The sequence below is a fragment of the Ruegeria sp. YS9 genome (assembly GCF_024628725.1).
Taxonomy (GTDB): domain Bacteria; phylum Pseudomonadota; class Alphaproteobacteria; order Rhodobacterales; family Rhodobacteraceae; genus Ruegeria; species Ruegeria atlantica_C.
Map to the genome: position 1 here is coordinate 2,425,226 of NZ_CP102409.1, position 19,477 is coordinate 2,444,702.

The 19,477-nt window shown below is 59.2% G+C and carries 23 protein-coding genes; 11 read left to right on the top strand and 12 right to left on the bottom strand.

All coding sequences use genetic code 11. From position 1 onward, the window contains the following. Positions 1-2: 2 nt before the first annotated feature. A complete protein-coding gene (locus NOR97_RS12305; RefSeq protein ID WP_058275530.1) occupies positions 3-416 on the bottom strand; it encodes an Hsp20 family protein in 414 nt (137 codons plus the stop codon). A gap of 163 nt (positions 417-579) precedes the next feature. On the opposite strand from NOR97_RS12305, the gene NOR97_RS12310 reads away from it, so the two are divergent. From NOR97_RS12310 to NOR97_RS12325, 4 genes are all read left to right on the top strand, one after another. Beyond that, positions 580-804, top strand: coding sequence for a YdcH family protein (locus NOR97_RS12310; protein ID WP_152458986.1), 225 nt, complete (start codon positions 580-582; stop codon positions 802-804). Between the two features lie 76 nt (positions 805-880). Further along, positions 881-1,366 carry a 5-(carboxyamino)imidazole ribonucleotide mutase gene (gene purE / locus NOR97_RS12315; protein ID WP_170346063.1) on the top strand — a complete coding sequence of 162 codons (486 nt, stop codon included), beginning with the start codon at positions 881-883 and terminating at the stop codon, positions 1,364-1,366. After that, positions 1,363-2,118, top strand: coding sequence for an NAD(P)-binding domain-containing protein (locus NOR97_RS12320; protein ID WP_257599280.1), 756 nt, complete (start codon positions 1,363-1,365; stop codon positions 2,116-2,118). The genes purE and NOR97_RS12320 overlap by 4 nt, the downstream gene beginning before the upstream one ends. A 2-nt stretch (positions 2,119-2,120) precedes the next feature. Continuing rightward, positions 2,121-3,188, top strand: a complete 1,068-nt coding sequence (locus tag NOR97_RS12325) for a 5-(carboxyamino)imidazole ribonucleotide synthase (RefSeq protein WP_257599281.1) — start codon at positions 2,121-2,123, stop codon at positions 3,186-3,188. 66 nt (positions 3,189-3,254) lie between these two features. Here the strand turns inward: NOR97_RS12325 and NOR97_RS12330 are convergent, their stop codons facing one another. From NOR97_RS12330 to NOR97_RS12355, 6 genes are all read right to left on the bottom strand, one after another. After that, entirely contained in the window at positions 3,255-4,406 is a 1,152-nt protein-coding gene (locus tag NOR97_RS12330) for an alpha-D-ribose 1-methylphosphonate 5-triphosphate diphosphatase (protein WP_257599282.1), read from the bottom strand. After that, positions 4,403-5,176 (bottom strand): alpha/beta fold hydrolase, encoded by a 774-nt coding sequence (locus tag NOR97_RS12335; RefSeq protein WP_257599283.1) that lies wholly within the window; start codon positions 5,174-5,176, stop codon positions 4,403-4,405. Before NOR97_RS12335 ends, NOR97_RS12330 begins: the two co-directional genes overlap by 4 nt. Positions 5,177-5,214: 38 nt before the next feature. After that, positions 5,215-6,057 (bottom strand): DMT family transporter, encoded by an 843-nt coding sequence (locus NOR97_RS12340; protein ID WP_257599284.1) that lies wholly within the window; start codon positions 6,055-6,057, stop codon positions 5,215-5,217. A gap of 243 nt (positions 6,058-6,300) precedes the next feature. Beyond that, positions 6,301-7,944: a chaperonin GroEL gene (gene groL, locus NOR97_RS12345; protein ID WP_170346057.1), complete on the bottom strand. Its 1,644-nt coding sequence runs from the start codon at positions 7,942-7,944 to the stop codon at positions 6,301-6,303. A 55-nt stretch (positions 7,945-7,999) separates the two neighbouring features. Then, a complete protein-coding gene (gene groES / locus NOR97_RS12350) occupies positions 8,000-8,287 on the bottom strand; it encodes a co-chaperone GroES (protein WP_257599285.1) in 288 nt (95 codons plus the stop codon). 151 nt (positions 8,288-8,438) lie between these two features. Further along, positions 8,439-9,113, bottom strand: coding sequence for a DUF2161 domain-containing phosphodiesterase (locus NOR97_RS12355; RefSeq protein WP_257599286.1), 675 nt, complete (start codon positions 9,111-9,113; stop codon positions 8,439-8,441). Between the two features lie 110 nt (positions 9,114-9,223). Between NOR97_RS12355 and NOR97_RS12360 the strand changes: the two genes are divergently transcribed. After that, positions 9,224-10,204: a TraB/GumN family protein gene (locus NOR97_RS12360; RefSeq protein WP_257599287.1), complete on the top strand. Its 981-nt coding sequence runs from the start codon at positions 9,224-9,226 to the stop codon at positions 10,202-10,204. Positions 10,205-10,314: 110 nt separating this feature from the next. Further along, positions 10,315-11,235 (top strand): manganese-dependent inorganic pyrophosphatase, encoded by a 921-nt coding sequence (locus NOR97_RS12365; protein ID WP_257599288.1) that lies wholly within the window; start codon positions 10,315-10,317, stop codon positions 11,233-11,235. Between the two features lie 45 nt (positions 11,236-11,280). Here the strand turns inward: NOR97_RS12365 and NOR97_RS12370 are convergent, their stop codons facing one another. Next, positions 11,281-12,069 carry a hypothetical protein gene (locus NOR97_RS12370; RefSeq protein WP_257599289.1) on the bottom strand — a complete coding sequence of 263 codons (789 nt, stop codon included), beginning with the start codon at positions 12,067-12,069 and terminating at the stop codon, positions 11,281-11,283. Between the two features lie 156 nt (positions 12,070-12,225). On the opposite strand from NOR97_RS12370, the gene NOR97_RS12375 reads away from it, so the two are divergent. After that, positions 12,226-13,101 carry a TIGR01459 family HAD-type hydrolase gene (locus tag NOR97_RS12375; RefSeq protein WP_257599290.1) on the top strand — a complete coding sequence of 292 codons (876 nt, stop codon included), beginning with the start codon at positions 12,226-12,228 and terminating at the stop codon, positions 13,099-13,101. Positions 13,102-13,202: 101 nt separating this feature from the next. Further along, positions 13,203-13,646 (top strand): MaoC family dehydratase, encoded by a 444-nt coding sequence (locus tag NOR97_RS12380; protein WP_117872517.1) that lies wholly within the window; start codon positions 13,203-13,205, stop codon positions 13,644-13,646. A gap of 75 nt (positions 13,647-13,721) precedes the next feature. Here the strand turns inward: NOR97_RS12380 and NOR97_RS12385 are convergent, their stop codons facing one another. Together NOR97_RS12385 and NOR97_RS12390 are read right to left on the bottom strand one after the other, a co-directional pair. Continuing rightward, positions 13,722-14,711 (bottom strand): methylenetetrahydrofolate reductase, encoded by a 990-nt coding sequence (locus tag NOR97_RS12385; protein ID WP_170346051.1) that lies wholly within the window; start codon positions 14,709-14,711, stop codon positions 13,722-13,724. Beyond that, the gene (locus tag NOR97_RS12390; protein WP_257599291.1) at positions 14,708-15,289 is read right to left on the bottom strand and encodes a methylenetetrahydrofolate reductase C-terminal domain-containing protein; all 582 of its coding nucleotides are present in this window, start codon (positions 15,287-15,289) and stop codon (positions 14,708-14,710) included. The genes NOR97_RS12385 and NOR97_RS12390 overlap by 4 nt, the downstream gene beginning before the upstream one ends. Positions 15,290-15,546: 257 nt before the next feature. Here NOR97_RS12390 and NOR97_RS12395 point away from each other — a divergent pair, with 257 nt between their 5' ends. The 3 genes from NOR97_RS12395 to NOR97_RS12405 are packed head-to-tail and all read left to right on the top strand — an operon-like array spanning position 15,547 to position 17,983. Next, entirely contained in the window at positions 15,547-16,479 is a 933-nt protein-coding gene (locus NOR97_RS12395) for a bifunctional riboflavin kinase/FAD synthetase (protein ID WP_257599292.1), read from the top strand. Then, entirely contained in the window at positions 16,476-16,949 is a 474-nt protein-coding gene (locus NOR97_RS12400) for a YcgN family cysteine cluster protein (protein WP_170346048.1), read from the top strand. Before NOR97_RS12395 ends, NOR97_RS12400 begins: the two co-directional genes overlap by 4 nt. Then, positions 16,949-17,983 carry a low specificity L-threonine aldolase gene (locus NOR97_RS12405; protein ID WP_257599293.1) on the top strand — a complete coding sequence of 345 codons (1,035 nt, stop codon included), beginning with the start codon at positions 16,949-16,951 and terminating at the stop codon, positions 17,981-17,983. The genes NOR97_RS12400 and NOR97_RS12405 overlap by 1 nt, the downstream gene beginning before the upstream one ends. Here the strand turns inward: NOR97_RS12405 and NOR97_RS12410 are convergent. Next, on the bottom strand, positions 17,970-18,803 hold the full coding sequence (locus tag NOR97_RS12410) for an alpha/beta fold hydrolase (protein WP_257599294.1): 834 nt from the start codon (positions 18,801-18,803) through the stop codon (positions 17,970-17,972). The genes NOR97_RS12405 and NOR97_RS12410 overlap by 14 nt on opposite strands. Further along, positions 18,800-19,402, bottom strand: a complete 603-nt coding sequence (locus tag NOR97_RS12415; RefSeq protein ID WP_257599295.1) for a 2-hydroxychromene-2-carboxylate isomerase — start codon at positions 19,400-19,402, stop codon at positions 18,800-18,802. The genes NOR97_RS12410 and NOR97_RS12415 overlap by 4 nt, the downstream gene beginning before the upstream one ends. Between the last annotated feature and the right edge of the window lie 75 nt (positions 19,403-19,477).

A 19,477-nucleotide genomic window follows, 5' to 3' on the forward strand; every position in this document is an offset into this window, starting at 1 on the left:
TCTTACCCCTTCCGTATGTTGATCGTCTGAACCACGGTTTCCGGCACGGCGCGGGTCAGATCCACATGCAGCAGACCGTTTTCCATGATCGCCTCGCCCACTTCGACACCGTCGGCCAGCACGAACATGCGCTGGAACTGACGCGCCGCAATGCCGCGATGCAGGAATATGCGCCCCTCGCTGTCGTCGCGCTGACGGCCCCGGATCACCAACTGGCGATCTTCAATCGTGATTGACAGATCCTCTTCGGCAAACCCGGCCACCGCAAGAGTGATGCGGTAGGAGAAATCCGACGTCTGTTCGATGTTGTAGGGCGGGTACCCTTCATTTCCGGCCTTTGCAGACCGTTCCAGAAGGCGTTCCAACTGCTCGAACCCCAAAAGATGCGGGTATGAGCCAAGAGTAAGTTTCGACACGTATTTTCGTCCTTCATTGTCAAAGCGACGTGGTGTGCGGCCCCGTTCTGGCAACCGCCTGCAATAGAATATGGGAAGAAACCAGGATGTCCACAAGGTCTGGCGCGATAACGTCTGACACACTATCTTGTTGGCCAAGCACCACAACCAACTCGAGTCGCCAATGAACGCGCCTACCGATCTTTCGATGAAAACAGATGAAGTATTGCGCGTTGAGCTTGAGGTCTTCCGCCGGCAGCACCGCGATCTGGATGAGGCGATTCAGGCATTGCATGACAAAGGAACGGCCGATCAACTGACCTTGCGGCGCCTGAAAAAAGAGAAACTGCGCCTGAAAGACATCATCCGCCTGATCGAAGACCGCCTGACCCCCGATATCATCGCCTGAACGCCCTGTACCGCATTGCCAGCCAACCGGATTTGGCTATAGTGCGCGCTCTTTCTGAGCGCGGGGACGTATGCGGATGAGCGAAGTGAAAGTGGGGATCATCATGGGCAGCCAGTCGGACTGGCCCACGATGAAGGAAGCCGCGGATATTCTGGACGAACTGGGCGTCGCCTACGAAGCGCGCATCGTATCGGCCCACCGCACGCCGGACCGGCTGTGGGACTATGGCAAAACCGCAGTTTCGCGCGGGTTGCAGGTGATCATTGCAGGTGCGGGCGGGGCGGCGCATCTTCCGGGCATGATGGCGTCGAAAACGCGGGTGCCTGTGATTGGCGTCCCGGTGCAGACCCGCGCCTTGTCGGGCGTGGATTCGCTGTATTCCATCGTGCAGATGCCCAAGGGATTCCCGGTGGCAACCATGGCGATCGGGTCCGCCGGCGGGGCCAATGCCGGCCTGATGGCGGCGGGCATTCTTGCATTGCAGGATGATGCTTTGGCGGAACGGCTGGACAACTGGCGTGACGCGTTGTCAGCATCGATCCCCCAGGAACCGCAGGGATGAGCCGGATCGGCTTTGTCGGCACCGGCCATATCGCCGCGCCGATCGCGCGGCTGATGGCCGCCAAGGGGCACCAGATCAGCGTGACCGAGCGCAACGCCAAAGTTTCTTCTGCCTTGAAGGCGGAACTGGGCGCGACCATCGCCAAGCCTCAGACCGTGATTGACACCTCGGACATCGTGTTTCTGTGCCTGCGCCCGCATATTGCGGCCGACGTTCTGGACCCGCTGATCTTTCGTGCCGATCAGCAGGTCGTGTCGGTCATGGCGTCGGTGCCCGCCGAGCAACTTGCCGCGCTTTGCGCCCCTGCGTCGGATTTCGTGCAGACCATCCCGCTGGGGTTTCTGGAAACCGGCGGCTGCCCGATGGCGGCTTTTGGCAATGACCGCCTGCTGGCGGATCTATTTGAGCCCGAGAACCCCGTGGTCAAGGTTGCGGATGAAGCCGCGCTGAATGCGCATTTCGCCATTTGTGCCATGGTTCCCGGCATTCTGGACCTGATGGCAACGGGTGCCGAATGGCTGGGTGACGCAACCGGAGATACGGACGGGGCCGAGTTCTATACAACACAGTTGATGGCGGGCTTTCTGGCCTCGATGAAAAAAGGCACAGCCGGCCGGTTGGCGCAGGAGCGTGACGCCCTGGCGACAGAGGGCACGCTGAGCCTGCAAATGACGGACGCCCTGAAGGACGGGCGCGCGCATGAGGCGCTGCGTTCCGCGCTTGGCGCTATTGGCAAACGTTTGGAGAGTTGAAGATGGCGGAAATGCTCGCCCAAGGTGCAGTGATCGGGATTCTGGGGGGCGGTCAGCTGGGCCGGATGCTGTCCGTGGCAGCCGCCAGGCTGGGTTTTGTCAGCCATATCTACGAACCGGGTGCGAACCCGCCGGCGGGGCAGGTTGCGGATCGCGTCACCACTGCGGCTTATGATGATGCAGAAGCGCTGAAAGCCTTTGCCGGTGCTGTCGATGTCATCACCTATGAGTTCGAGAACATCCCGACCGAAGCACTGGACATTCTGGAAGCGCACCGTCCGATCCGCCCCGGGCGCGAGGCATTGCGGGTCAGCCAGGACAGGTTGACCGAGAAGACATTTCTGCAAGAGCTGGGTCTGAAGACGGCCCCGTTTGCGGATATTGCCGACCTGAACAGCCTGAATGCGGCGATCGAACAGATCGGGACGCCCGCCATCCTGAAAACCCGTCGCTTCGGCTATGACGGCAAGGGACAGGCCCGGCTGCGCAAGCCTGAGGATTCCGAGGCCGCTCTGGCCGATATGGCCGGTGCACCAGCCATTCTGGAAGGGTTCGTGGATTTCTCGCACGAGGTGTCGATCATCGCGGCCCGTGGTCTGGACGGTCAGGTTGCCTGTTTCGATCCGGGTGAGAATGTGCACCGCGATGGCATCCTGCGCACCACCACCATCCCTGCCCGCCTGTCCCCCGCCCAGCGCACAGACGCAATCCTGCTGGCGGCGAACATCCTGAACGCACTCGAATATGTCGGCGTGATGGGGGTCGAGCTGTTCGTGACGCCCGGTGGCCTGATCGTGAATGAGATCGCTCCGCGGGTTCACAATTCGGGCCACTGGACGCAGAACGGCTGTGCTGTCGACCAGTTCGAACAGCATATCCGCGCCGTGGCAGGCTGGCCTTTGGGGGACGGACAGCGCCATTCCGATGTGGTGATGGAGAACCTGATCGGCAACGACATGGACCGCGTACCAGAACTGGCCCGTGAGCGGGACGTGGCGCTGCATCTCTACGGCAAGGCCGAGGTAAAGGCCGGGCGCAAGATGGGGCATTTCAACCGCATCAAACGTTGAGGGTGTCGCGCCTGCGCGCGACGCCTTCGGCGAGAGTATTTGGGAAAAGATGAAGGTTTTGCGGGTCTACCCGAAAAACCGGGCGGCGATGTCGCCTGACATGTAACTGACGCGCCCACCAGCCAGGGTGGCCGCAACGCGATGGGTATCCGCATCCAGGATGACCAGATCGGCGCGTCTTCCCGGCGCGAGCGTGCCCCTGTCCTGCATGTCCAGCACCCGCGCGGGGCCGGACGAGACCAGCGCCCAGGCATCGGCCAGATCCAGCAGACCGGTTCTGGCCAGCATCAGCGCCGCGCGGCGCGGGCTGGGATAGTGGTAATCCGAGGCCAACGCATCACAAAGCCCCATGGCGATCAGTTCGACGGCGCTGGCATTCCCCTTGTGCGACCCACCCCGCACAACGTTGGGAGAGCCAAGGATAACGTGATCCCCGGCGGAACGCGCGGCCTCGGCGGCTTCAAGCGTTTCGGGGAATTCGGCAATACGCACGCCTTGGTCGCGCCACCATGCCCTTGTCTCGGCGGTCGCGTCATCATGGCTGCCCAAGCGTACCCCCATTGACACAAGTTCGGCGCTGAGTGCTTCGACGGCAGCAGGCACTTCGTTCCTGCGGGCATGCATATTGAGCAGCATCTCAAAATGCGCGTCCGGGTTGCGTCCGGCCTTCAGTGCCTGACCGGTCAGGCGCGGTGGCTTTTTGCCCTGCGCCAAACGATCATGCGGCAGGTGATCATTGAACACCACATAAGGCACCTGCCATTCGGCGATGCGACGGGCCAGACCCTCGTAATCCCCTAACATGTTGGTTTCGAAACGCAATTGCGGGATCAGATCGGTGACGGTGCTGTCCTTGACCGCAGCGATGGCCCGAAACACCTGCGCGGCAAACTCGGGGCCGCGCACGCCACCTTCCCAACTGTAGAACTGGGCCAGAACGGCGGTGGTGATGCCATTGGCGGCCAGTTCGGCTTCGGCTGCCAGAATGCCTTCGTTCATCTGCTTCATCGCGCCGCGCCGAGGGGCGATGTGGCGTTCGAACCCGTCCCCGTGCAGATCGACGATACCGGGCAGGACAAGATAACCGCTCAGGTCAACCCTGCGCCCGGTCCGATCTTGCTGAATGACGCCCTCTGCTATCGAGAGATCGCAGCGCGACAGACCCTCCTTCGGCAACAGAACCTCTGCGCCGGTCAAAACCAGGTCCAGTGCAGTCATCGTGTGGACTCCGAGTCAGGTTCTGAGCAATCCTGCCCGATGCAGATCTCGTCGATTATCTCCATCACGCCGTCCAGCCAGGTGATCTGCCGATCGAAGCGGCCGAATTCGATGAAATGCAGCGCCTGTGCCATAACGCGCGGGTTGTTCATCATGAAGGTGTGGGTCACCGGCAGAACAAGATGATCCTTCATCCCTTCGACCTTGGTGGTTTCAACCGAAACCTTACCGTCATCCGGCCCGTCGATCAGCGATGAAAACAGCGGGTTGAGCGAATTCTCACCCGCGATCACCCCCAGCTCAAAATCCACCGGCGGCAGGCGGCGCGGAATGCCTTCGGGACCTGTGCCCAATTGCAGGCCCGCCGGGCCGTTCAGATACCCGAACACTTCCCAGGCGCTCAGCTCATCGACCAACTGGCTGCCCTGATTGGGCGGGCCGAGCATGACGACACGACCCAGGTTCTCGGGCCGATGGTCCTTGAGCCAATAGCGCAACAGGATACCGCCCATGGAATGCGCAACGACATTGGCTTTGTCATCGCCACAGGCTGCAAGCGCGTCGGGGATGGTTTGCTCTGCCAGTTCCGGAATACCGATTTCAGTCGATGGATACCCGTGGCGCACAACAGTATAGTCATGCGCCTTGAACAGCTGCTCCATCACGGTAAACGAGGCCTCGGTGCGCGCAAGACCGTGCAGAAGGATCACGCATTTCGCACTGGCTGCGGCTGGAACGAGGCAGAAGAGCAAGGCAATCAGAAGTTTCATAACCGCCAGATAAAGCCTATCGGCCCTCGATAAAAGCCCTAGCCCCGGTGACGTCGCAGCACGGCCAGCGCGATACCGCCCAAAACTAGCGTGGCGCCGATGATCAGCCGTGCTCTGGCAATCTCGCCCAGAAAGGCGACACCGCCGAGAATTGCGATCACCGGTACGCTGAGCTGAACGACAGCCGCCACGGACGGGGCCAGTTGAGGCAAAACACGATACCACAAAGCATAGCCAAGCCCGGATGTTACCGCACCGGACAGGACCGCCAGCAGATACCCCACCCCATTCATCTGCCAGACGCCGCCGGTGGCCAGCATCGCCAGGGCAGTCAGTGGCAAAGCAACAATGAAGTTGGCGGCCGTTCCCTCCAGCGGGTTTTTCTCTGATCGGCCCGCTATCGAGTAAAGGGCCCAACCGATACCGGCGGCGGCCATCAAAGCCGCGCCGATCAGGTCGACCTGATCGGCGTCAGTCGGCCACAGCACATAGGTCAGACCGGCAAGCGCAACACCTGCCCCCGCCACCTGCCGGGCGGTCGGTGTCGCACCCGTCAGTGCGCCGATCGAAAACATTGTAATTTGCACCGTGCCAAACAGGATCAATGCACCCAATCCGGCATCCAGCGTCAGGTAGGCGATCGAAAACCCGATCATGTAGAGCGTCAACGATCCCGCACCAATAATCCGCCTTCGATTGCGCAGCGGAAGGCGCCCCCCGCGTGCCAGCACAAGAGCGGCCAGCACCACGGCCCCCGCCAAAACCCGCAGGATGGCAAATCCGGTCGGATCGCTGGCTCCGCTGTCGATGGCCAACCGGTTCAGAATGGAATTCGCCGCGAAGGCGCACATGGTCAGGGCGGTGAGCAAAAACAATCTCATGCCATCCGCATAGCCGTTTGGGCCGAGTTTGCACACTCACTTTCCCGAAGGTCGCAAGACAGACCAACAGCGCTTGTCGAAGCTGCGTCGCAACCCGCTGACAAAACAGAACGGTCAATACAAAACGGGGCCGCCCGAAGGCGACCCCATTCTTAAGCTTCAGGGCTTCCCTTTCGGCAGCTTGGTCATACCGCCAAGCGCCTGTCGGGTCGTCAGAATTCGCCAGAGGCGAATTCGACGTGCTTACATCATGCCGCCCATGCCGCCCATGTCGGGCATGCCACCGCCAGGTGCCGCGCCTTCTTTGGCCGGCTTGTCGGCAACCATTGCTTCGGTAGTGACCAGCAGGCCAGCAACCGATGCAGCGTCTTCCAGAGCGGTCCGAACCACTTTGGCCGGGTCGATCACGCCGAACGAGAACATGTCGCCATATTCTTCGGTCTGAGCGTTGAAACCGAAGGCCGCGTCGTCGCTTTCGCGAACTTTGCCAGCGACAACCGCACCGTCGACACCTGCGTTCTCGGCGATCTGGCGCAGCGGCGCTTCGATAGCCTTGCGAACGATGTTGATACCTGCGTCCTGATCGGCGTTTGCACCTTTCAGAGCTTCCAGTGCTTTACCGGCCTGAACCAGAGCAACACCACCGCCCACAACAACGCCTTCCTGAACGGCAGCGCGTGTTGCGTTCAGAGCATCGTCCACACGGTCCTTGCGCTCTTTCACTTCAACTTCGGTCATGCCGCCGACGCGGATCACGGCAACACCGCCTGCCAGTTTGGCAACGCGCTCTTGCAGCTTCTCACGGTCGTAGTCGCTGGTGGTTTCTTCGATCTGAGTACGGATCTGGGCAACGCGTGCTTCGATCTCGGCCTTCTCGCCAGCACCGTCGACGATGGTGGTTTCGTCTTTGGTGATTTCGATCTTCTTGGCGGTGCCCAGCATGTCCATGGTGACGGATTCGAGCTTCATGCCCAGATCTTCGGAGATGACCTGACCGCCGGTCAGGATTGCGATGTCCTGCAACATGGCCTTGCGGCGATCACCGAAGCCAGGTGCTTTGACGGCAGCGATTTTCAGGCCGCCGCGCAGCTTGTTGACAACCAGAGTTGCCAGCGCTTCGCCTTCAACATCCTCGGCAATGATCAGCAGCGGTTTCTGCGACTGGATCACCTGTTCCAGCAGCGGAACCATCGGCTGCAACGAGGACAGTTTCTTTTCGTGCAGCAGGATCATGCAGTCGTCGAGCTCTGCGATCATCTTGTCTGCGTTGGTGACGAAGTAAGGCGACAGGTAGCCACGGTCGAACTGCATACCTTCGACAACGTCGGTCTCGGTTTCCAGACCTTTGTTTTCTTCGACGGTGATGACGCCTTCGTTGCCGACCTTCTGCATCGCGTCTGCGATCTGCTGGCCGATTTCGGCTTCGCCGTTGGCCGAGATGGTGCCAACCTGAGCAACTTCTGCCGAGTCTTTGACTTCGCGCGAGGCTTCTTTGATGCCTTCAACAACCTTGGCGGTTGCCAGGTCGATGCCGCGCTTCAGGTCCATCGGGTTCAGACCCGCTGCAACCTGCTTCAGGCCTTCTTTTACGATCGCCTGTGCCAGAACGGTTGCGGTGGTGGTGCCGTCGCCGGCTTCGTCATTGGTGCGGCTGGCGACTTCTTTCACCATCTGCGCGCCCATGTTTTCGAACTTGTCTTCCAGTTCGATTTCCTTGGCAACCGAAACACCGTCCTTGGTGATGCGCGGCGCGCCGAAGGATTTGTCCAGAACCACGTTGCGGCCTTTGGGGCCCAGGGTCACTTTAACCGCGTCGGCCAGGATGTTCACACCCTTCAGCATACGGTTGCGGGCATCGGTGTCGAATTTGACGTCCTTTGCAGCCATGTCGTTTCTCCTTGAGAAATAAGTTTGAAATGAAGATCAGAGAAAGCGCGCGGGCTTACTCGATGATCCCCATGATGTCGCTTTCTTTCATCATCAGCAGCTCTTCGCCGTTGACGTTGACCTCGGTGCCCGACCATTTGCCGAACAGGATCTTGTCCCCAGCTTTGACAGCCATTGCGATCAGTTCGCCGCTGTCCTTGCGCGCGCCTTCGCCGATTGCGACGACTTCGCCTTCGCTTGGCTTTTCTTTTGCGCTGTCAGGGATGATCAGGCCGCCTGCGGTTTTCTCTTCGCTCTCTACGCGGCGAACCAGCACACGGTCATGAAGCGGTTTCAATGCCATCTTTGCAGCTCCTTGGGCTCAAAGTTTATCTATCCTCCCCTCACCGGATGGCGAGGCGTTAGCACTCGGGGTGTGTGAGTGATAACGACGCATAGCTAGGGAGTCTGAAACTCCGAGTCAACAAGTTGTGAGAGATTTTTTGCAAGATGGATCAGTCAGCCTGTTCCCAGCTATAGGCCCAGTGTTTCAAGCCTTCCGCTCCGGCTGACGTAAGCCCGTAGATGCCTTTTTCAACCTTCTCGAACCACCCATAGTGATTTTCCCGCATAAGCCGGGTGGCAACCGGGACGCCGACCGACTTGGCGACGTCTGATCCCTTGGTCGGGCCATTTTCGGCCAAAAAGGCCGCACATTTCAGTGCATCCTGCCGATACGCCGTCACGATACCATGGCGCGTCGCGCCCCCGGCGTTCGGGTCACCTTCCAGCCGGTCGAATTCCCGCAGCAACCGTGCGGCCCTGGCTTTGTTCTTGCGGGGCGCATAGGGGCCGGGATCGCACTGAACCTCGACCGTGCCATCAGCCCGCACGGTGATCAGGCCCAGGCCAAGCCTTCGACACAGTGCCAGATTATCTTTCAGCGCCCGCCGGGCCGTTCGGCCCGTGGGTTTGCAGACTGCGATATAGACCAGATCGGTGAGTTTCAGCCGGGTGATCGCCTGATGAAACAGGGCCAGCGTGAAACGCAGTTTCAGTTCGACAATCACCGGCGCATCCCCATCGCGCACCGCAACGATGTCGGCTGCGCCGACTTCGCCCTTGACGGCGTATCCCTGCCGCTCCAGCAGCGCCTTGACCGGGGGATAGAGATCCTGCTCGCGGTTCATGTGGCCATGCTACGCAGATTGTCGGGGAATACCAGACGGGCGGCTTGAACATCGGAAGGTGGCGTGGCTAAGTCTGGGTTCAACTTCTTGACACCATTCAGGCTGGCTCCATGCGTTTGCTCACTTTTCTTGCGTTCCTTCTGTTTCCGATCTCGGCTCAGGCCGCGTGCGAGGGGGTGGACCTGCGACCGCAACTGCCCGAGGAAACCCGGACCAAATTGCAAAGCGCAGTGGCCCAGATCGCTTATCCCGAAGGCAATCACTGGATTGCACGCAAGGGCGACACGGTTTTGCACATCATCGGCACGCTGCACAGTTACGATCCGCGCATGGAAGGCGTAATTGACCGCCTGTCGCCCGAACTCAGCAAAGCGGACGCCTTTTATTTCGAAGTCACCCAGGACGACATGGACGCCTTCGAAAAGACCATGGCCAGCGACCTGAGTGCGGTGATGATTACCTCGGGCCCTACGTTGATCGACCTGATGGCGGAAGACGACTGGGATGCGCTGTCCGCAGCCCTGGCCCAGCGCGGCATCCCCGGCTGGATGGCTGCGAAGATGCGCCCGTGGTTCCTGACCATGATGCTGAGCATTCCGCCCTGCATGATCGAGGACCCGAATGCGACTTATGGAATGGACGCCCGTCTGAACGATCTGGCCGTCGAACAAGGTATCCCGCAGCACTCGCTGGAACGAATCGAAGACCTGATGGCCATGTTCGACAGTCACCCTCTGGAAAAACAGGTCGAGTCGCTTGTGCGCCTGTCCGGGGCGATGCAGGGCAATGCGGACCAGTTGGCCACCATGGCCAACGCGTATCTGGAAGAAAAGCACGCCGAGATCATACAGCTTGCCCGCCTACAGGGGCTGGAGCAGTCGGGCCTGAGCCCCGAGGCATTTGACGCGGAATGGCGCAATTTCGAGCAGCAGATGCTGGTGCAGCGAAACGCCAACTGGATGGCGCAGATGCTGGACATCAGGGATCAGACAGTTGTGATTGCGGTCGGCGCGGGGCACCTGAGCGATGATTACGGCCTGCTGAACCAGCTGGAAGAAGCCGGATACGTTCTGACACGCGCCGCATTCTGAACGGGCCCGGCGGTTTTCAGACCAAGCGTCGCAGACGGTGGTCTGCGGCGTGACAACGGCATCTACCCGCCCTATAAGGCGCGCAAATTCTCATTCCGCAGGACTCTGACATGACGACGCTAGTATTTGGCCACAAATCCCCCGACACAGATTCCACAGGTTCGCCGATCCTGTGGTCGTGGTACCTGAACGAGGTCAAGGGTGAGCAGACCGAACCCGTACTGCTGGGTGAACCCAACACCGAAGCAACATTCATGCTGGAAAACTGGGACCTGCCCAAGCCGCGGATCCTTGAGGACCTGCCCGCGGAAACCCCGGTAGTTATCGTCGACACCAACAACCCCGCCGAACTGCCGGCCAACATCAACGACGCCGACATCCGCGCCATCATCGATCATCACAAGCTGGTCGGTGGCCTGGAAACCAAAGGCCCGATCGACATCACAGTGCGCCCCCTGGCCTGCACCGCCACCATCATGGTCGATCTGATGGGCGAAGATGCGGCCAAGATGCCCGACGCCATCAAAGGCGCCGCGCTTACCTGCATTCTGTCGGATACTCTGGAGTTCCGCTCTCCCACCACCACGGCGCATGACCGCGAGGTTGCAGAACGTCTGGCGGCCGAGCTCGAGCTGGACATTTCGGCATATGCAGCCGACATGTTTGCGGCGAAATCGGATGTCTCGTCCTTCTCGGACGCCGAGTTGATCCGCATGGACAGCAAGGAATACGAGGTCGACGGCACCAAATTCCGGGTCTCGGTTCTGGAAACCACCGCCCCCGGCGTCGTTCTGGACCGCAAGGCCAGCCTGGCGGACTCGATGGTGGAAGTTGCCAAGGAAGACGGCGTCGATCAGGTGCTGCTGTTCGTGGTTGATATCCTGAACGAAGAGGCCACCCTGCTGGTCCCCAATGATCTGGTCAAAGCCGTGGCCGAGAAAAGCTTTGGTGTTACCGTGGACGGGGACGCCGTCGTTCTGCCCGGTATCATGAGCCGCAAAAAGCAGATCATTCCAAACCTGAAGGTCTGATTTCCGTACAAATCGAATTCATAGGGCGCCCCAACGGCGCCCTTTTTAGTGTTCGACCGCCTCAGATTCTTCCGACCAAAGGTACAGATTTCCGTCGCGGCGATAGAAGATCATTTTGTGATCTTTGAACAAGTCATCCTCGGTGATCTCTTCCCAATCCGTGGAGTCGCTATTCAGGACTTTGCGGAAATATTGAATACACAGATTGGTCACACCCACCCACAAGAGATCACCGGGGCATGGTTCTCCTTGTTGGGGCTCAAAGGTGTCAGCCCGGAACTCAAAACACGTCTCGAACGGGTAGATACCCCTGCACCTTTCGGCGGCATAATAGAAAATTTGATACGTGAAGAAGTTTGCTCTGGCTGTATTCGCAAGGAACAGAATTTCGCTCCACTGAGTTTCATTCCTTTCGAGATAATAGTACGGCGTGAAAATCTCATAGGCCGTTGCAAAAGCAAAAACCCTTTCGCCAATATCCCTCATATATTTGTATGGCCTGTATGTCAGCGTGCTCCAGTCTCGAATGTCAAAACGATCGTCTGGCCTCTTGGGAATGACATCCTCTTCGGCAAAGATTGCCTTGGCAAAAATAAGGTTCACACCCTTTTGCCCGGAATTGCGGGCTGACGTTGTAATCTTGACCGGCACAATCCCTTCACCCACGGGCTTACCAACATCTGCTGAAACGTTCACTTCGAGCACGTAGTTCTTTTTGACCTCGAACAGACCAAATTGAAAAACTGCCCATAGCCCGGCAAGCGTGATGGCAACGATTTGGAACCATCGGAAAAGCACATCGGTCGTACTGTGGGTTTTGGTATTATTCCCCATGTCACGCTCCGCAAATTCTTTAAAACATTCGCATTACTATACCACAGAACCCTTTTTCGACGAATTACAGGACCGCAGGCGAAGGGTGCGGGATGGTCATTTGGCCCGTGCTTTGGCATAGCTGTCGCCAACGCGATATCAGACCCAGAGGCCCCCATGACCCAGATCGTTTCCTCGCTTTCCGAGATCTCGGACCGTTACAAGGCATTGTTCGTCGACCTTTGGGGCTGTGTTCACAACGGCATCACGGCCTACCCCGAGGCCGTCGAAGCGCTGAAGGCCTATCGTGCCAAGGGTGGACTGGTGGTTTTGGTCACGAACTCTCCCAAACCTCGCGCCGGGGTGGCAGAGCAACTCGTGCAATTCAACGTCCCCGCCGACGCGTATGACACCATCGCCACCAGCGGGGATTCCGCGCGCTCGGCGATGTTCCGGGGTGCTGTGGGGCGCAAGGTTTACTTCATGGGCGAGTGGCAACGTGATGCGGGCTTTTTCGAACCGCTGAAACTGCTGGATCATCCCATCCATATCGAGCGTGTGCCGCTGAAGGAAGCCGAGGGTATCGTCTGCTGCGGCCCGTTCGATCCGATGGCCGACCCGGATGTGAACCGGCCGGATTTCCTGTACGCCAAGCAGATGGGGATGAAACTGCTTTGTGCGAACCCTGACATTGTTGTCGACCGCGGAGAGGTGCGCGAATGGTGTGCCGGTGCTTTGGCCAGGCTGTACACCGAAATGGGCGGTGAAAGCCTGTATTTCGGCAAACCGCATCCCCCGATCTATGACCTGGCCCGACGCCGGTTGCAGGAACTGGGGCACGATATCCCCGACAGCGACATTCTGGTGATCGGCGACGGCCCCCATACGGACATTCTGGGCGGCATGGGAGAGGGCATTGATTCTCTGTTCATCTCGGGCGGGCTGGCTGCGGCCGAGACAAAAACGTCGCATCATCCGCATCACGAATCCCTAACCGCCTATATTGAAAGGGAAAAGATCAATCCAACCTACACGATCGGGCGCTTGAGGTAGCAAGAAAAGACTTGATTTTCTGCAACTGCGAAGTAATAAAGTTGCCATCGCTGGCCAAATGATGGTTTTTTCTTTCACGGCCGATTTCGAGTGAGGGCAACATGTTGGACAATCTTCCGCGCGGAACGATCTGTATCGAAGACATCGAAATGGGCATGTCCCGCCACCTGCGCAAAGTGGTGACGGATGAAGATATCGAAATGTTCGCGCAGGTCTCGACCGACCGGAATCCGGTGCATCTGGACGACGACTATGCCCGCGATACGATCTTCGAAGGCCGTATTGCCCACGGAATGCTGACGGCGGGTCTGATCTCGGCCGTGATCGGTGAACAACTGCCGGGCCACGGCACCGTCTACATGGGTCAGTCACTGAAGTTTCTGGCGCCTGTGCGCCCGGGTGACATGGTCTATGCCGAGGTGAAAGTGATCGACATCGATTTCGCCAAGCGCCGCGTCAAGCTGGACTGCCATTGTTCGGTCGAGGGCAAGAAGGTCCTGATCGGCGAAGCGATGGTGCTTGCCCCGTCGCGCAAGTTCGACTGACCCGCAAACACAGTCTTGCAAAAGGCGCCCGACCGGCGCCTTTTTTGTTTGGACACTCAACTGGACGCAAGGTCGTTAGGACGAACGGGTTCGTTTTCGTCCCTTCAGCGCACCTGATTCCAGTATGATTTCAGACACCACGTGTTCACGCCTGTAGGCCATCACGTGAACCCCGGAAACACCGGCGATGTCCCGGATCTGCTGGATCAGTTCGATACAGATCTTCTTGCCCTCTTCAGCGGGCTTTTCGGCCTTTTCCATCCGCTCGATGACATGATCCGGGATGTGAATTCCGGGCACATTGCTGCGCATCCAGCGTGCCGCGCGTGCCGAAGCGATGGGACCCACACCGGCGATGATGAATACTTTTTCGTCCAGACCGGCATCCCGAACCCGATCCATGAACTTTTCAAAAAGCGGAATGTCGTAGATGTAATTGGTCTGAATAAACTCGGCCCCCGCTTCAACCTTCTTTGCAAGACGTTCCGGGCGCCAGTCATAGGGCGGTATGCAGGGGTTTTCCGCCGCTCCCAAAAACAGTTGAGGGGGACGCGTGATCTTGCGGCCTGAAAGAAACTTTCCCTGATCGCGCATCGTTCGGATCGTCCGCAGCAAGGTCAGGGAATCGAAGTCGAACACCGGTTTTGCCCCCGGTTGATCCCCAACCCCGACACCGTCGCCCGTCAGGCACAATACGTTGCTGACGCCCAGCGCCGCAGCCCCCAGAACATCCCCCTGAATGGCGATCCGGTTCCGGTCTCGGCAGGAAATCTGATAGACCGGAGAATACCCCGCGCGGGTCAACAACGCACAGATCCCTAACGAGGACATGTGACAGTTGGCACCAGACGCATCGGTTGCATTGATCGCATCCGCCACTTCACCCAGCGGCTGTGCCGCCTGAAAAACATCTTCGGGGTCAGCACTGTCTGGCGGGTTCAGTTCAGCGGTCACCGCAAAACGACCCGAGCGCAGAACTCTTTCCAGTCGACTGTGCGAGACATAACCTTCGGGAACAGGCACATAGCCGATCGGCTCGACCTCGCTGCGATGGGCGTCGTTCATTTCTTCAGCTCCCGGTTCACCGCATTGGGGGGTTCAGCAGCCAGAGGTGCCGCAGAGGGTTCATTCTCGCGCGCCTCCGGGAATGCCTGCGCAAGCGTTTCGCGTGCAGCGTCACGGGCCTCGCGTTCCTGTGCTGCAATCTCGCGGCTGACCCGCAACCAGGATGATGACCCCTTCAACATGTGTTCCACCGGCGGAAGGACCTCTTTTATCTTGTCGCCCCCGTGTTGCATACGGCTGGCCCCGTCCCAGGCCAAGGCCCAGACACATTTCATGTCGGGTTTGACCTCGCAGAACTCACCGGGACGTACACCGCCGCATGGGCCGTTGCGCAGTTGCTTGGGGCAGTTCATCGGGCAGGACATACCCGTCGAAGACAAAACGCATTGCCCGCACATCTTGCAATCAAACAAAAGGCTTTTGACGCCTTTTTCGACCAACGCGATGGGGCGTTCAACGCGGTTGTAGCCGATCTTTGCAAAGACCGGATCCATCGCGACCATGCCCCGTTCGACACATTTGTAGATCCACTCGAACGCACGGGCGTTGCGAATCGCGAACAGTCGCAATCGATACATGGTCTGCCTCCTGTGCTGGGTTCATTTGAACCTGGCCGGGCCATCGTCCGCCCCCAGCGTGGTCCGGGGCCGGAAACCCAGTCTACACCCAGTATTTTTTTGGGATCAAGAAGTTGGCCGAATGTTGCACGGCATTCCGGGGATGCCCTGTGTGCAATCAGGTCTGACGAATGGTTTTGGTGTGTTTCGCCAGGACGCATGCTTTGAATTCAAACTGCCGCTTGAACAAATCGCAACGCAACGCTACGCAATCGCCTATGCACATCATCCGGGATTTCCAGTTTGTCGAGCCAGAAGACCGCGGCGCCAGCGTTGCGATCGGGAATTTTGATGGCGTCCATCTGGGGCATCAGTCGGTCATCGAACTGGCCCGCGACGCGGCCCCGGATGCGCCACTGGGTGTCATGACCTTCGAGCCGCATCCACGTGAATACTTTGCGCCGGATTCTCCTCCGTTCCGCCTGATGCGCGGCAATGCGCGGGCGCACCGGCTTGAAAAGCTGGGTGTGAAGAAACTGTACGAGCTGCCGTTCAACGCGGCGCTGGCCGGGCTTTCCCCCGATGAATTCGCGCGCAACGTGATTTGTGAGGGGCTGGGCCTGTCCCATGTCGTGGTCGGGGCCGATTTCTGTTTTGGCAAGGGCCGCAGTGGGACGGCGGACGATCTGGTTCGGTTCGGGCAAGAGATGGGATTTGGCGTAACGATTGCCCCGTTGATGCAGCGGTCGGAAAACGTGGTCTCGTCAACCGCCATCCGCACCGCACTGAGCGAGGGTCGCCCAAGAGATGCCGCCGCGATGCTGGGCCATTGGCACAGGATCGAAGGCGAGGTGATCGGCGGCGAGCAGCGCGGGCGGGAACTGGGTTTTCCAACCGCGAACATGTCCATCGAAGGGCTCCACCCGCCGAAATTCGGCGTCTACGCCGTATTGGTCGACGTGCTGGATGGCCCGCATCAGGGCAGCTATCACGGTGCGGCCTCGGTTGGGGTGCGCCCGATGTTCCATGGCGAAGTGCCAAATATCGAAACCTTCCTGTTCGACTTTTCCGGCGACCTGTACGGGGCGACCTTGTCAGTGGGGCTGATCGAATTCCTGCGCCCTGAAATGACATTTGACGGGCTGGATGGTCTGATCGCGCAGATGAATGCCGATTGTGAACGGGCCCGGGGCATTTTGGCCGCCTTATGAGCGCTGATCCGATTGAACGCACCGGCCTTCCCGCCCGGTTCTGGGAGCGCAAACCCCTGCGCAAGATGAATCAGCGCGAGTGGGAGGCCCTGTGTGACGGCTGTGGCAAGTGTTGCCTCAACAAGCTGGAAGATGAAGACTCGGGCGAAGTTGCCCTGACCTGTGTCGCCTGCCGTCTGCTGGACGATGAAAGCTGCCGCTGCACACAATACGACATCCGGCATCAATTCGTGCCTGAATGCATCGTCATGACACCCGACAATATTGACGAACACGCCTATTGGTTGCCGCAAACCTGCGCGTATCGACTGCTGTGGGAAGGCAAAACGCTTTACGACTGGCACCCTTTGATATCTGGTACGCCGGACAGCGTGCATGCCGCAGGCGTTTCAGTTCAGGGGCGCACGGTGTCCGAGTTCGAAACCCCCATGGAAGAGTGGGAAGACTACATTATCGAGGAGCCTAGCTGATGTATTTCGCATCTGACAATTCCGGGCCGGTTCACCCTCAGGTCATGGCCAAACTGGCCGAGGCCAATCAGGGCTATCAGATGGCCTATGGCGCCGACACGATGATGAACGAGGTGCGTGACCGCATTCGCAGCATCTTTGAAGCGCCGGGGGCTGCTGTCTATCTCGTCGCAACGGGGACAGCGGCAAATTCGCTGGCCCTTGCCACGTTGTCCAACCCCTGGGAAACGATCTTCTGTTCTCCGGTTGCCCATATCCATGAAGACGAGTGCAACGCGCCTGAGTTTTACACCGGGGCCAAGCTGACCCTTGTTCCCGGCGGCGACAAGATGTCACCGGACGCGTTGCGCGGGTCCATCCTGGGCGAAGAAACCCGCGGGGTACACGGGCCGCAGCGCGGGCCGGTGTCGATCACCCAGGTCACCGAGCGCGGATCGGTCTATTCGCTGGAGGAATTGCAGGCGCTGTGTGGGGTCGCAAAGGAATATGGCTTGCCGGTCCATCTGGATGGGGCCCGGTTCAGCAATGCTCTGGTGGCCCTGAATTGTTCTCCGGCTGACATGACATGGAAAGCTGGGGTGGACGCGGTCAGTTTTGGCGGCACGAAAAACGGGCTGATGGGCGTTGAAGCGGTGGTGTTCTTTGACGAGAGCAAGGCCTGGGAATTCGAGCTGCGGCGCAAACGCGGGGCGCATCTGTTTTCCAAGCATCGCTACCTGTCCGCTCAGATGGCGGCTTATCTTGAGGATGATCTGTGGCTGAAGCTGGCGCGTCAGGCCAACGCAAACTGTGCCCGGCTGGCCGACGGCCTGCGTGCAAAAGGGGCCGAGTTCCTGCACGAACCACAGGCCAATATGATCTTTGCCGCTTTTTCACGCGCGAAGCACAAACAGCTGCATGAGGCCGGGGCAATCTACCACCTCTGGGGGGACGAGCTGGAAGGTGGCGATGACGATGAAAGCCTTGCCTGCAGACTGGTCTGCGACTGGTCGATCGGGACAGCCGAGATCGATCAGTTTCTCAGCCTGTTGTAACACCCGTTCCGCGGCCAGCTTTCCAGAGCTCCTGAAGAAGCGCGCTGGTTTCACGGGGGTGCGAAATGGGCAGCATGTGCCCTGCACCTTGAACGACCTCATGGCGTGCGTTCGGTAGACGACGCTGCAATCCATCACAGATTGCGGGGATCGTCGGGTGGGTCTTTGATCCGCTCAGCAACAGGGTTGGCATCGATACGCGCTTGCATCTGTCGGGGTCAAGCAACCCGGCGCGGTCATCGTACAGAACGGGGTAAGACGCAGGAACAACATGAATCCCACGCACCATTCCGGCGCGCGTCCGCTCTGGCAGGTCCGGCCATTTTGGGCCGATACCGGTGCTCCACATCCGGTTGAACAACCGCGCGGCCAGCGCTTCGTCGCCTGCTTGGAACGCTGCTTCAATCGGTTGTGACTCTCGCCGGTGCTGATCGTACAAATGGGGCGCGTCCTGTTTTGCCACGGCAAAGAACACGGGCTCGATCAGGGTCAAGCTTCGAACAAGGTCCGGATGCTCGATGGCCAGTCTGAGCGCAACGATCGCCCCAAAGGAATGGCCGACCAGATCCATGGGCTTGGTCAACTCGACCGCCGCCAGATCTGTCACAGCGTCAAAGAAATCGCTTTGACCGTCCCAATCCGGACTGCGCCCGTGGGACAGCATATCCGGTGCAACAAGACACACGCTGCCATCCAATGCCTTGGACAGGCCAGACCACGCGCCGGAATGCGCAATGGTGCAATGAAGGGCAAGCACTTTGCGCCCTCCGTCGCCCAATCGTCTGACGAAGACGGATTGCATCGCCGTCGGGGTTGTCATCCTTTCATCTCGGACAGATGCCGATCCAGATCATCCAGGCGATCCTGCCCCCAGAACCTTTGACCGTCCGGCGTGATGTAGAACGGCGCGCCGAACACGCCGCGATCCACGGCTTCTTCCAGATTGGCGGCATAGGTCTCGGCCCCGACCAGCAGTCCACTGTTGGCCAGTTCCTGGTCAAACCCGGCATTTGCCAGGCAGTCCCGGATCACATCATCCTGAGCGACGTCTTTTTCTTCGGCCCAGCAGGCGCGCAGGATCAACTGGCACAACTTGCCCACGTCGCCCGAACCATCCCTGATCGCGGCGATGATCGCATAAGAAGACGGTGCCATGTTGGTCGGCCAGTGCGCCGGTTGCAGGTTGAACTCCATCCCCAGTTTCTGCGATTGGCGCAGCAATTCCTGAGCGCGGTATTCGATGCGCGAGATATGACGGTCTTTTGGCGGCGTACCCCCGGTGCGTGCGAACAGTGCCATGATGTCCAGCGGTTTGTAGCTGATCGATGCTCCACGTTTCGCCGCAATCTCTTCCAGCCGGTTTCCAGCCAGGTAGCTATAGGGCGAAATTGTCGCAAAATAGTAGTCAATCCGGGTCATGTTCACTTTCTCCGCTGCGTTACCTTTGCGGGACGGTAAGGCCATGCTAAGCGGTGTCAACATCACGAATCTGTC

Bases quoted from the DNA above. Each gene is read 5' to 3' on its own strand.
- NOR97_RS12310 (WP_152458986.1), top strand. From the start codon at position 580: ATGAACGCGCCTACCGATCTTTCGATGAAAACAGATGAAGTATTGCGC.
- purE (WP_170346063.1), top strand. From the start codon at position 881: ATGAGCGAAGTGAAAGTGGGGATCATCATGGGCAGCCAGTCGGACTGG.
- NOR97_RS12320 (WP_257599280.1), top strand. From the start codon at position 1,363: ATGAGCCGGATCGGCTTTGTCGGCACCGGCCATATCGCCGCGCCGATC.
- NOR97_RS12325 (WP_257599281.1), top strand. From the start codon at position 2,121: ATGGCGGAAATGCTCGCCCAAGGTGCAGTGATCGGGATTCTGGGGGGC.
- NOR97_RS12330 (WP_257599282.1), bottom strand. From the start codon at position 4,406: ATGACTGCACTGGACCTGGTTTTGACCGGCGCAGAGGTTCTGTTGCCG.
- NOR97_RS12335 (WP_257599283.1), bottom strand. From the start codon at position 5,176: ATGAAACTTCTGATTGCCTTGCTCTTCTGCCTCGTTCCAGCCGCAGCC.
- NOR97_RS12340 (WP_257599284.1), bottom strand. From the start codon at position 6,057: ATGAGATTGTTTTTGCTCACCGCCCTGACCATGTGCGCCTTCGCGGCG.
- groL (WP_170346057.1), bottom strand. From the start codon at position 7,944: ATGGCTGCAAAGGACGTCAAATTCGACACCGATGCCCGCAACCGTATG.
- groES (WP_257599285.1), bottom strand. From the start codon at position 8,287: ATGGCATTGAAACCGCTTCATGACCGTGTGCTGGTTCGCCGCGTAGAG.
- NOR97_RS12355 (WP_257599286.1), bottom strand. From the start codon at position 9,113: ATGAACCGCGAGCAGGATCTCTATCCCCCGGTCAAGGCGCTGCTGGAG.
- NOR97_RS12360 (WP_257599287.1), top strand. From the start codon at position 9,224: ATGCGTTTGCTCACTTTTCTTGCGTTCCTTCTGTTTCCGATCTCGGCT.
- NOR97_RS12365 (WP_257599288.1), top strand. From the start codon at position 10,315: ATGACGACGCTAGTATTTGGCCACAAATCCCCCGACACAGATTCCACA.
- NOR97_RS12370 (WP_257599289.1), bottom strand. From the start codon at position 12,069: ATGGGGAATAATACCAAAACCCACAGTACGACCGATGTGCTTTTCCGA.
- NOR97_RS12375 (WP_257599290.1), top strand. From the start codon at position 12,226: ATGACCCAGATCGTTTCCTCGCTTTCCGAGATCTCGGACCGTTACAAG.
- NOR97_RS12380 (WP_117872517.1), top strand. From the start codon at position 13,203: ATGTTGGACAATCTTCCGCGCGGAACGATCTGTATCGAAGACATCGAA.
- NOR97_RS12385 (WP_170346051.1), bottom strand. From the start codon at position 14,711: ATGAACGACGCCCATCGCAGCGAGGTCGAGCCGATCGGCTATGTGCCT.
- NOR97_RS12390 (WP_257599291.1), bottom strand. From the start codon at position 15,289: ATGTATCGATTGCGACTGTTCGCGATTCGCAACGCCCGTGCGTTCGAG.
- NOR97_RS12395 (WP_257599292.1), top strand. From the start codon at position 15,547: ATGCACATCATCCGGGATTTCCAGTTTGTCGAGCCAGAAGACCGCGGC.
- NOR97_RS12400 (WP_170346048.1), top strand. From the start codon at position 16,476: ATGAGCGCTGATCCGATTGAACGCACCGGCCTTCCCGCCCGGTTCTGG.
- NOR97_RS12405 (WP_257599293.1), top strand. From the start codon at position 16,949: ATGTATTTCGCATCTGACAATTCCGGGCCGGTTCACCCTCAGGTCATG.
- NOR97_RS12410 (WP_257599294.1), bottom strand. From the start codon at position 18,803: ATGACAACCCCGACGGCGATGCAATCCGTCTTCGTCAGACGATTGGGC.
- NOR97_RS12415 (WP_257599295.1), bottom strand. From the start codon at position 19,402: ATGACCCGGATTGACTACTATTTTGCGACAATTTCGCCCTATAGCTAC.